This is a genomic window from Clostridium sp. (assembly GCF_040797585.1).
Lineage (GTDB): Bacteria > Bacillota > Clostridia > Clostridiales > Clostridiaceae > Clostridium_Z.
Genome location: NZ_JBFNEO010000074.1, coordinates 1 through 12,135, shown reverse-complemented (window position 1 = coordinate 12,135; position 12,135 = coordinate 1). Strand labels below are relative to the sequence as shown.

The 12,135-nt window shown below is 30.0% G+C and carries 7 protein-coding genes and 1 other annotated feature; of the genes, 5 read left to right on the top strand and 2 right to left on the bottom strand.

From position 1 onward, the window contains the following. Positions 1-1,089, top strand: a 1,089-nt coding sequence (locus tag AB2369_RS06690; RefSeq protein ID WP_367665702.1) for a transglutaminase family protein, incomplete at its 5' end; no start/stop codon positions are given. A 27-nt stretch (positions 1,090-1,116) separates the two neighbouring features. On the opposite strand, the gene AB2369_RS06685 is transcribed toward AB2369_RS06690, so the two are convergent. Beyond that, on the bottom strand, positions 1,117-1,476 hold the full coding sequence (locus tag AB2369_RS06685) for a tetratricopeptide repeat protein (RefSeq protein WP_367665701.1): 360 nt from the start codon (positions 1,474-1,476) through the stop codon (positions 1,117-1,119). Positions 1,477-2,197: 721 nt separating this feature from the next. Between AB2369_RS06685 and AB2369_RS06680 the strand changes: the two genes are divergently transcribed. The 3 genes from AB2369_RS06680 to AB2369_RS06670 all read left to right on the top strand — a co-directional run bounded on the left by AB2369_RS06680 (position 2,198) and on the right by AB2369_RS06670 (position 11,120). Next, a complete protein-coding gene (locus AB2369_RS06680) occupies positions 2,198-6,484 on the top strand; it encodes an acyl-CoA dehydratase activase-related protein (protein ID WP_367665700.1) in 4,287 nt (1,428 codons plus the stop codon). Between the two features lie 63 nt (positions 6,485-6,547). Then, positions 6,548-6,766: a binding site (T-box leader), on the top strand. 99 nt (positions 6,767-6,865) lie between these two features. After that, positions 6,866-9,508, top strand: a complete 2,643-nt coding sequence (locus tag AB2369_RS06675; protein WP_367665699.1) for a valine--tRNA ligase — start codon at positions 6,866-6,868, stop codon at positions 9,506-9,508. A gap of 307 nt (positions 9,509-9,815) precedes the next feature. After that, positions 9,816-11,120 (top strand): folylpolyglutamate synthase/dihydrofolate synthase family protein, encoded by a 1,305-nt coding sequence (locus AB2369_RS06670; RefSeq protein WP_367665703.1) that lies wholly within the window; start codon positions 9,816-9,818, stop codon positions 11,118-11,120. A gap of 231 nt (positions 11,121-11,351) precedes the next feature. Here the strand turns inward: AB2369_RS06670 and AB2369_RS06665 are convergent, their stop codons facing one another. Next, positions 11,352-11,600, bottom strand: coding sequence for a TIGR03905 family TSCPD domain-containing protein (locus tag AB2369_RS06665; RefSeq protein WP_367665698.1), 249 nt, complete (start codon positions 11,598-11,600; stop codon positions 11,352-11,354). Between the two features lie 168 nt (positions 11,601-11,768). On the opposite strand from AB2369_RS06665, the gene AB2369_RS06660 reads away from it, so the two are divergent. Then, the coding region (locus AB2369_RS06660) for a YncE family protein (RefSeq protein WP_367665697.1) at positions 11,769-12,135 on the top strand (367 nt) is incomplete at its 3' end.

Here is a 12,135-nt window from a genome sequence, read left to right as displayed (position 1 = left end):
CCTTTAATAAGTGGATTTATTAAAATTACTTCCACAAAGGATGTAAAGGATGAAATTTTAGATATTGAAAGAACCTTGGGGTTTTTCATTGCTGTAATTCTTGGGATTTATATAGCTAGAAAGTTTATACTATTTAAAGAATACAGTGTTTTTGGAAAATATATCCCTAATGTGATAGAGGTATTTTTTGAAGATAATCCTTTAGTATCTGTTTTTTTAGTAAGTATTACTCTTATTATAATTCTTCAAATTCTATTATCTATAATAATAAAGATTATAAACTCAGTAACTATAGATCCTTTATTAAAAACTATATATAATTTTGGACAAAAGAGTAGTACTTTTGGTAAAAGAGTTTTAGGATCTATTTTGCAGATTCCTAAATCTATTATTTATGTTATATTAACATCCATAATATTAAATTTTGGAGCTATGGCTTATAAAGGTACTGAGTTTAATAACTATCTTGAAAAATCTAAACTCTATACTTATATAAGTAATAAAGTCATTGTTCCAATATATAATTCTTCTTTTGCACAAAACCTACCAATAATTCTTAGTAATACTCTGCAAGTTGAAGAGATTAAAGAATCTTCTAATTTAAAAAGAATAGTATATTACAATGGGATTACCTTAGAAAGTGGTATAAAGTCCAATAAAGAGATTAATGATTTTGCAAAGGAAATTACCTCAAAATATACTAAAGATAGAGATAAGGCTAAAGCACTATATGCTTGGGTTGGAGAGAATATAGATTATGATTATGATAAAGCAGATAGAATAATGATGAATGACTATTCTAAGCCTTCTGGAGCTATAAGTACCTTTAATTCCAGAGAAGGAATTTGCTTTGACTACGCTTGTCTTTATGTTGCCATGGCAAGGGCAGTTGGATTAAAGGTAAGATTAGTCACAGGAGAAGGATTTAATGGAACATCTTGGGTTAATCATGCATGGAATCAGGTTTATATAAAGGAATCTGGTGAATGGATTAATGTAGATCCTACATTTTTTAAAAGTGGAAATTACTTTGATTCAAAGAGATTTTCTGTAGACCATAAAGGTGATAAGATTGTAGGGGAATGGTAAGAGCTCACAAATTATATTTGTGAGCTCTTATAATGCTGCTTTTTTATGTTTACTTATTATTAAATTAATTGCTTTTTCACAATCCTTATCTTCATGGTTTAATGCCCAGGCAGTATTGAAATATATGAGAGCTTTTTTACAGTTGTTTAACATAGCATAACAATAAGCTAAATTAAAAAAATACTTACTTTCTCTTTTTAGCTTTAGAGCGTACTGTATGTATTCTATGGCCTTTTCATATTCCTTAAGTTTAATAAAACATACTGCTAAGTTATAATAAGAACAAGCTTCATTTTCTTTGTTATCAATAGCTTTCTGATAAAAGGAAATGGCTCTTTTATAATCCTTGTCATTGTAATGTTCGTTAGCCTTATGAAAATAATTCATGAGATACCTCCCATTGAAAATTATATTTTACTATCTATAATCATTACCACAATATAGAAAAATATACTATAATAATATGATAATTCTTAATGTTTATTCTATAATTTTAAAATAACTCATTAAATTTATGTATAACTAAGGAATAAATATATATTTAATGATTAAAGACCTATAATTATAATAATTAATTTTACTAAGAATCATCTTAATATTCTAAGTTGACTACAAATTCTGAAAGTGATATTATTATATTTAAAATTAGAGTTGTTTTACATATATTACTGTAATAATCAGTAATTTATAGCATATATTATAGACACCACTGTGTATTGAATTCACAGTGGTGTTTATGAATTTAAATATAGTATAACGTTTTAAAATATGAAGATTTGATCTTAAAAATAGATTGTATGAGAATAAAACTATAGAGATTATTATATTTATTTAACATAGAATTAAGTATAGGAATTTTATCTTATGGCTAGGAGCTGTAACACCCCCATCCTCTTAAAAGGTGGGACTTAACAGTTGCTACACCCCTAGATTAACTCATCTGATCTTCAGATGGTGGAGAGAACACCAACTTAAGGAAGATTCATTCTATGTTAAATTTTAGTTTATAGATTATCTTAAAGTATTATAAAGATGTAATAAAATTCAATGATTAAAGTTAAAAGTTCATTTCATTATTATTAGGATTAATGGAGAGGTGAATAGAAACATGAAGAAGGCTTTTAATTTAGGACTAGATGTAGGATCTACAACAGTGAAATTAGTACTATTAGATAATAATGGGAGGATTATATATAGTAAATATGAAAGACATTTTTCTGATATAAGAAAGACCATTATATCTTTAATAAATGAATGCTATACAGTTTATAATGGAGATATCACTATAAGTGTAACAGGTTCTGGAGGATTATCTGTTTCAAAATGGCTTGATATTTCATTTATACAAGAAGTTATAGCTTGTTCAAAAACTATTGAAACATTTATAAATCACACAGATGTTGCCATAGAGCTTGGAGGAGAAGATGCTAAGATAACTTACTTTACTGGTGGGGTAGAGCAGAGAATGAATGGAACTTGTGCTGGAGGAACTGGTGCTTTCATAGATCAGATGTCTGTACTTCTTGAAACAGATGCCCTAGGACTCAATGAAATGGCAAAAGGATATACTCATATATATCCAATAGCTGCTAGATGCGGTGTGTTTGCCAAGACTGATGTACAACCTCTTATTAATGAAGGAGCAAGAAAAGAAGACATTGCTGTCTCTATATTTCAAGCAGTAGTTACTCAAACTATAAGTGGACTTGCTTGTGGAAAACCAATTAGAGGAAAGATTGCTTTTCTTGGAGGACCTTTATATTTTTTATCTGAACTAAGAAAAAGATTTATTGAAACCTTAGGTTTAAAGAATGATGAAATAATATTTCCGGAAAACTCTCAGTTATTTGTAGCTATAGGTGCCGCTCTGAGCTCTAGAGAAGAAAAAATTATATCATTTTCTTCATTAATGGAAAAGCTTAAAAAATTACATGGTATAGAAGAGAGGGAAATTGAGAGGCTAGATCCCTTGTTTTCTAATGAGGAAGAATACAATAATTTTATAGAAAGACATGGAAAAGCAAAAGTAAGAAGAAAAGATATAAAACATGTTTCTGGGAATTGCTTTCTAGGAATAGATGCAGGATCTACTACAACTAAAGTTGCTTTAATAGATGAAGATTTTAATCTAGTATATTCTTATTACGGAAATAATAATGGGAAACCCTTAGAGCTTACCATTGAAATATTAAAAGATATTTATAGTAATTTACCTAAAGATGCAGAAATTAAAAAGGCTACAGTTACAGGATATGGAGAACAGCTTATTAAAGCTGCATTAGGAGTAGATATTGGAGAAGTTGAAACTATAGCTCACTACAAGGGATCAGAATACTTTTTAAAAGGAGTAGACTTTATTTTAGATATTGGTGGACAAGATATGAAATGTCTTAGAATATCTAATGGTGTTATTGATAGTATTCAACTTAATGAAGCTTGTTCTTCAGGATGTGGGTCTTTTATAGAGGGTTTTGCAAAATCTTTAAACCTATCTATTGAAAATTTTGCAAAGGAATCAATTTTTGCTAAGAATCCTGTGGATTTAGGATCAAGATGTACTGTTTTTATGAACTCTAGAGTAAAGCAGGCTCAAAAAGAAGGTGCTAACATAGAGGATATTTCTTCTGGCCTTAGTTATTCTGTGATAAAGAATGCTCTTTTTAAAGTTATAAAGTTAAGAAATCCAGAAGAAATTGGAGAGAAAATTATAGTTCAGGGAGGAACCTTCTACAATGATGGGGTTTTAAGAGCCTTTGAATTAATATCTGAGAGAGAGGTTATAAGACCAGATATTGCAGGACTCATGGGAGCTTTTGGAGCTGCAATCATATCAAAAGAACGATATAAAGAAGGTGAGAACTCTTTATTAACTAAGGATTTAAATAAATTTAGTGTAGAAACAGAAATAAGAAGATGTGGTCTATGTAATAATAACTGTATGCTTACTGTAAATAAGTTTAGTGATGGCAATAGCTTTATATCTGGAAATAGGTGTGAAAAAGGTGCAGGAGTTGAAATAAGAAAGGAATTAGAACCTAATATTTATGATTATAAATATAAAAGGGTTTTTTCATATCCAGTATTAAAAGAAGAAGAAGCTTTTAGAGGGGTAGTTGGAATACCCAGAGTGTTAAATCTATATGAAAATTATCCATTTTGGGCTACTTTCTTTAAGGAACTTGGGTTTAGGGTAGAACTCTCTAGAAGAAGTTCTAAGAAGGTTTATGAAATGGGTATAGAAACTATTCCTTCTGAATCCGTATGCTATCCTGGTAAATTAGTTCATGGTCATATTATGGATCTTGTAAATAGAGGAGTGAAGTTTATATTCTACCCTTGTATACCTTATGAGAGAAAGGAATTTCAAGGGGGAGATAATCATTATAATTGTCCTATAGTAACTTCTTATCCAGAGGTTATAAAAAATAATATGGATGTGTTAAAGGAAAAGAACATATTATTTAAAAATCCATTCTTTTCTTTAAATAATAAGAAAAAGTTATTACCACGTCTTTATGATGAGTTTAAAGATTTTGACATAAGTAAAAAGGAAATAAAATATGCTTTAGATAAAGCATGGCTAGAACAAGAAAAGTTTAAGGTTGATATAAGAGCTAAGGGAGAGGAAATTATTAAATATCTAGATGACACTGGAAAGAAAGGTATTGTTTTAAGTGGACGTCCTTATCATATAGATCCAGAAATAAATCATGGTATTCCTAATATAATTACATCCTTTGATATGGCAGTGCTTTCCGAGGATAGTGTTTGTCATTTAGGAGATTTAAAAAGACCTTTAAGAGTAGTTGATCAATGGGTATATCATTCTAGGCTTTATGAAGCTGCTTCCTTTGTTGCCAGTAGAGAAAACTTAGAACTTGTTCAACTTAATTCCTTTGGATGTGGATTAGATGCTATAACTAGTGAACAAGTAGAAGAAATCCTCCATAAAAAAGGTAAAATATATACTTTACTTAAAATAGATGAAGGAAATAATTTAGGAGCAATTAAAATAAGAATAAGGTCTTTAAAGGCTGCTCTTAATGAAAGAAAAAATAATAACTATCTTCCAAAGGATAAGGAGGATAATGAGGAAAGAAAACTATTTACTAAGGATATGAAGAAAAAATATACCATATTATCTCCTGATATGTCTCCTATACATTTTAGGTTATGTGAAGAAGTATTTAATAACCACGGATATAACCTAGTAGTTCTACCTTATAATGATAAAAAAGCTGTAGATGAAGGATTAAGATACGTAAATAATGATGTGTGTTATCCATCTATAATTGTTATAGGATCCATAATAAATGGACTTAAATCTGGAAAATATGATGTGAATTCCACAGCAGTCATTATATCTCAGACTGGCGGAGGATGTAGAGCTACAAATTATATTGCTCTTCTTAGAAAAGCCTTAAAGGATTCAGGATTCGAAAATGTACCTGTGATTTCTTTAAATGCTGGGGGAGGTCTTGAAAAAAACCCTGGATTTACTATTACACCTTCCCTCGGAAAAGATTTATTACTATCAATTTGTTATGGAGATTTACTTATGAGATGTCTTTACAGGACAAGACCCTATGAAAAGATTAAAGGAAGTTGTAATAAGCTTTATGAATATTGGAATGAAAAATGTATAAAAACTTTAAAAAATGGTGGGTATCATAGGTATAAAAAAGATGTAGAAGAGATAGTTAGAGATTTTGATAATATTGAGTTATTAGATGTTGTAAAGCCTAGAGTAGGACTAGTTGGGGAGATTCTTGTTAAGTTCCATCCTCTAGCAAATAATAATGTAATATCTATTGTAGAAAAGGAAGGAGCAGAAGCTGTAGTTCCAGATTTACTGGATTTCTTTTTATACTCTGCTTTAGATAATGATTTTAAATATAGACATCTATCTGGTCCAAAGAAAAATCAAATTCTAGGCCTAGGGGCAATAAAGATAATAGATTTTTATAGAAAACCTATTATTAAGAGTTTAAAAGAAAGCAAGAGATTTACTCCTCCATCAAGTATTTATGAATTAGCTGAAAAAGCTAGTAGCATATTATCCCTTGGAAATCAAACTGGTGAAGGATGGTTCTTAACAGCAGAGATGATAGAACTTATTGAGGAAGGAGCTAGCAATATTATATGTATGCAACCTTTTGCCTGTCTTCCAAATCATGTTACAGGTAAGGGAATGCTTAAAGCTTTAAAGAATAAATATCCTAGAGCTAATATTGTTGCAATAGATTATGATCCAGGAGCTAGTGAGGTAAACCAGCTCAATAGAATTAAGCTTATGCTTAGTTCAGCCTTTAAGAATTTATGTAAGTATGTATATATTGAAGAAAAATCAATGGAGATAGAAGTTCTTACTAATAATCTTAAGTTAAATTTATAAAATAACAGAAAACATATTGACATTAAGGTAAATAACATTATAATAAAATATATAAATTTATAAAGAAAAGCTAAGAAAAAGAGGAGTAAAGGTAATATAGATTTTTTTAGAGAGGAAAGCCCTTGGCTGTAAGGTTTTCTAAAATCTTTATCTTGAAGGTAGCTTTTGAGCTTCTTTGATGAAATCATAGTAGTCAAAGACGGTTTTTATCGATCGTTATTTATTTGAGAGCCCATTATTGTGATGGGAAAAAAGGTGGTACCACGAGTCTTCGTCCTTTTATAGGATGAGGGCTCTTTTTGTTTTCTAAGATAATATTGATGCTGTATATTTTAAATTAATTACAGCTTACTATATATAAATTTTTAAGGAGGAATACAAATGGAAAATAATAAAACTTTAGCTACTACTTATAATCCAAAAGATTTTGAAGAAAGATTATATAAAATGTGGGAAGAAAATAAGTATTTTACCCCTAAGGTGGATAAAACTAAGAAACCTTTTACTATAATAATGCCACCACCAAATATAACAGGTAAACTTCACTTAGGTCATGCTATAGATAATACTCTTCAAGATATCCTAATAAGAAGTAAAAGAATGCAAGGATATGAAACTCTATGGCTTCCTGGTCAAGATCATGCTAGTATTGCAACAGAGGTTAAGGTAGAGAATGAACTTTTAAAGCAAGGTCTTAAAAAGAAAGAAATGGGAAGAGAGGCTTTCCTTGAAAAGGTATGGGAATGGTCAGAAGAATATAGAGAAAAAATAAGACAACAGCTTAAAAAATTAGGTGCTTCTGCTGACTTTTCTAGAGAAGCATTTACCATGGATGAAAATCTAAATAAGGCTGTAAGACACGTGTTTGTAAAGCTATATAAGGAAGGTCTTATATATCAAGGTGATAGAATAACAAATTGGTGTCCAAAATGTGAAACTGCTTTATCTGATGCAGAAATAGAGCATAGTGAAAAGGAAGGTAGCTTCTGGCATATAAAATATCCAGTAGTAGGATCAGATGAATATCTAGAGATAGCAACTACAAGACCAGAAACTATGCTTGGAGATACAGCAGTTGCAGTTAATCCTAAGGATGAGAGATATGCTCATTTAGTAGGTAAAACCTTAATGCTTCCTCTTGTAAACAAAGAGATACCTATAATAGCTGATGATTATGTTGATTTAGAATTTGGTACAGGAGCAGTTAAAATAACCCCAGCCCATGACCCTAATGACTATGAAGTTGGATTAAGACACAATCTTCCTCAGATAAGGGTTATGAATGATAAAGGAATAATCAATGAGCTTGGTGGAAAGTATGAAGGACTTGAGAGATATGAAGCAAGAAAAGCTATAGTTGCTGATCTTGAAAAAAAGGGATATTTAGTTAAGATTAAACCTCATAGCCATAATGTGGGATGTCATGACAGATGTAATACTGTAGTTGAGCCTATAATATCTAAGCAATGGTATGTAAAAATGGAATCTCTTGCAAAACCAGCTATAGATGTAGTTAAGAATAAAAAAGTAAACTTTGTTCCAGAGAGATTTGAAAAGACTTATTTTAACTGGATGGAAAATATCCAAGATTGGTGTATTTCTAGACAATTATGGTGGGGACATAGAATTCCAGTTTGGTACTGTTCTTGTGGAGAAATAATGTGTGAAGCGGAAGCTCCAACATCATGTCCAAAGTGTGGTGGAGATAAGCTTGTTCAAGAAAATGATGTTCTTGATACTTGGTTCTCTTCTGCTTTATGGCCATTTTCAACTTTAGGTTGGCCAGAAAAGACACAAGATTTAGATTATTTCTATCCAACATCTGTTCTTGTTACAGGATATGATATAATATTCTTCTGGGTTGCAAGAATGGTATTCTCAGGACTTTATGCCATGAAAGAGATACCTTTTGAAAATGTATTAATTCACGGTATAGTAAGAGATTCAGAAGGACTTAAGATGTCTAAGTCTCTTGGAAATGGAGTAGATCCTTTAGAAGTAATTGATGAGTATGGTGCTGATGCCTTAAGATTTATGCTTGTAAATGGTAATGCTCCTGGAAATGATATAAGATACTATCCAGAAAAGGTTGAATCAGCAAGAAACTTTGCTAATAAGATATGGAATGCTTCAAGATTTATAATGATGAACCTTGATAGGGATCTTATGGAGAAGTATAATGATCATAAGGACTACACACTAGCTGATAAGTGGATTCTATCTAGAATGAACACTATAGCCAAAGAGGTTACAGATAATATAGATAAATTTGAACTTGGGATAGCTCTTCAAAAGATTTACGACTTTATGTGGACAGAACTTTGTGACTGGTATATAGAGCTAGTAAAACCAGTTTTCTATGGAGAAGACGAAAAACAAAAGGGCATAGCCTATAATGTTTTATATACTGTTCTTACTAATGGACTTAAACTACTTCATCCAGTTATGCCATTTATAACTGAGGAGATATATACTCATTTAAATACAGAGAGTGAATCAATAACTGTAGCTAAGTGGCCAGAATATGATGAGAATCTTAAAGATGAAAAAGCAGAAGAAGAAATGGACTTTATAATAGAAGCTATAAAGGCTTTAAGAAACCTTAGAGCTGAGATGAATGTTCCACCTTCAAGAAAGGCTAAGATAATAGTATTGTCTTCTAAAGAAGCAGAAAATGCATTTCAATCAGGAGTTACTTACTTTGAAAAGCTTGCTTCAGCATCTCAAGTAGAGTTTATAACAAGTAAGGATAATTTAGAAGATAATTTAGTTTCTTTAGTTACTAGTGGAGGAGAATTGTTTATGCCTCTTCTTGATTTAGTTGATAAAGAAAAGGAACTTGAAAGATTAAATAAAGAAAAAGAAAAGCTTGAAAAAGAAATAGATAGAGTAGAGAAGAAGCTTTCTAATGAGAGGTTTGTATCTAAAGCACCAGAAGCTGTTGTTAATGAAGAAAAAGCTAAGGGCAATAAGTATAAAGAAATGCTTGAAGCTGTTGTATCTAGAATAGATGCATTAAAATAATACTAAATGGGGCTGTGGCATTAAGAATAAATACTATAATATATTGTGCTAATTTTAAATTTGCAAATCAATATATTGTATGTAAATTCCTTAATGCCGCAGTCCCTTTCTATATATTTTACTTATGAAATTCTTAAGTTTACTAAAACCTTAATTAAAAATTAACTGTAATACTAAAAATTATGTTTTACTATATAGTTTTTAAAATACTATATGGAAGATTAAACCCATAAAAGATATAATAGTGATAGGATTTTATATCTTTTTAAATATAGTATAAGGAGATGATTATGTGGATAATAATTCAATGACCTATAAAGAGGCAATGATGTATATAAATAGTGTGGGGAAGTTTGGAAGTAACTATGGACTAGAGAGAACAGAAAGAATATTAGAACTTCTTGGAAACCCTCATAAAAAAATAAAGACAATACATATTGCAGGAACTAATGGAAAGGGATCTACCACTGCTATTATAAGTAGAATTTTAATAGAATCAGGATATAAAGTAGCTATGTATACATCCCCTTTTATTGAAGAGTTTGAAGAAAGAATGCAAATTAATGAGGAGAATATAAAAAAAGAGAGATTAGCTAAGATAATAACTAAGGTAAAAAAGGCTGTTGATATAGTTAGTAATGAGGGACTAGGTCATCCTACAGAATTTGAAATAATAACTTGTGGTGCATTTCTATATTTCTACGAAGAAAAGGTAGACTATGGAGTTATTGAGGTAGGCCTTGGAGGAAGACTAGATTCCACTAATGTACTAACTCCTTTAGTAAGTGTTATAACCTCTATAAGCTATGATCACATAAATATATTAGGAGATAATATTAAGGATATAGCAAAAGAAAAAGCTGGTATTATAAAGGATAATGTAGATGTTGTAGTGTACCCTAATAATAAAGAGGTTATGGAAGTTATAGAACTAAAGGCTAAAGAGAAAAATAGCAATGTGATAAAGATAGAAAATCACATGTGTAGCTTTAAAGAGGTAATAATAGATAGAGAAAAGGTTAAACAACTAGTGGAATTTACTATCTTAAATGAAAGAGTAGAAGAGAAGTTAGGACTCCTTGGACTACATCAATGTATTAACGCTCAGGTAGCCATAAAAGCCATAGAGGTTCTAGTAAAGAAGGACAACCTTCATATAAGTAAGGAGACTATATCTAAGGCTTTAAGTAATGTTATCTGGAAAGGACGTCTTGAGATATTAAATAATAAACCAGCCGTAGTTATAGATGGGGCTCATAATATGGATGGAATAAGAAAACTTAAGAGTAACATAGACAAATATTTTAGATATAATAAGCTAATTTTAATTCTTGGAATATTAGCTGATAAAGATGTGGAGGATATGGTTAAAACAATAACTCCTATGGCTCATAAGGTTATTGCTGTAACCCCTCATAGTGATAGAGCTAAATTAGCAGAGGAGCTAAAGAACCACATATATCCATACAATAATAATGTTATGGCTATTGAAGATTATAGAGAAGCCTATGAAGTGGCTTTAAAAGAAAGTAGCAAGGAAGATCTTATATTAATAAGTGGATCCTTATATATGATTGGAGACATGAGAAAGATTATAAGAAGTATTAAGTAAAGAAAAATATCTATTAATTATATAAATAAGCTTAAACTAATTTTATAATTATAACTCAATATTCTTAAATCACTAAGTAAGGGGCTGTCACATTAAGAAATCTAACCACAATATGTTGTCTTAGAATTTAAAAATCTAATACAATATACTGTAGCTTTTAATCTTTGTGCGACAGCCCTTATTATTTTTTATTAAATATTGCTAACTTCACGTACACTATGTACAAGTTTTTTATTTGTTAGTATGTATTTCGGAAAGAGCAATTGCTAACTGATCAGGACAAGAAGTGCTCTTAGGTCCACAAGTAATCCCTTTTAACCTTTTAATAACTTCTTCTATTTCCATACCAATTACTAGTTTTGAAATACCCTGTAAGTTTCCAGGACATCCTCCCTGAAAATTCACCTCTTTAATTTTATTATCTTCAATATCAAAAGTTATTTTTTTAGTACACACTCCACTAGTTTCAAAAGTATACATTTTAAGATTCCCCCTTTGTGATTAGACAAGATTTATTATAGGAGAAAAATTTTTCATTGTCTACATGTATTTGTCATTTATATAGAACTAATAATGTGTAAAAAGATTTAATAACCACAAAGAATTTAACTACATATATTGGTAAAGAGTCAGGAGGTGATATAAATAGTGAAGAGTATTTATGTATGCAATACATTATCAGATTATATATCTAGAATAAATATTAATACATTAAAGGAAAAAAAGATTAATGTTATGGAGGGTAATATTAAAAAGGGTCCTTATGGAATTTCCATGTGGTGTGATAAGCTTTTAGTTGCTAATAGCTTTAGTAATACTCTTTCTAAAATAAATACATTAAAAGAAGAGATAGCAGAGGATTATTATATAGGATCTAGGTTAACAGATGTAAAGGTCTATGACAATATAGCCTATATAACTTGTAGTGAAAATGATAATATTATATTATTTGATTTAATGCAAAACAAAATAATATATCATATACCTTGTGGAATAAGCCCTAATAACATAGAAA

Bases quoted from the DNA above. Each gene is read 5' to 3' on its own strand.
- AB2369_RS06670 (WP_367665703.1), top strand. From the start codon at position 9,816: ATGACCTATAAAGAGGCAATGATGTATATAAATAGTGTGGGGAAGTTT.
- AB2369_RS06665 (WP_367665698.1), bottom strand. From the start codon at position 11,600: ATGTATACTTTTGAAACTAGTGGAGTGTGTACTAAAAAAATAACTTTT.
- AB2369_RS06675 (WP_367665699.1), top strand. From the start codon at position 6,866: ATGGAAAATAATAAAACTTTAGCTACTACTTATAATCCAAAAGATTTT.
- AB2369_RS06680 (WP_367665700.1), top strand. From the start codon at position 2,198: ATGAAGAAGGCTTTTAATTTAGGACTAGATGTAGGATCTACAACAGTG.
- AB2369_RS06685 (WP_367665701.1), bottom strand. From the start codon at position 1,476: ATGAATTATTTTCATAAGGCTAACGAACATTACAATGACAAGGATTAT.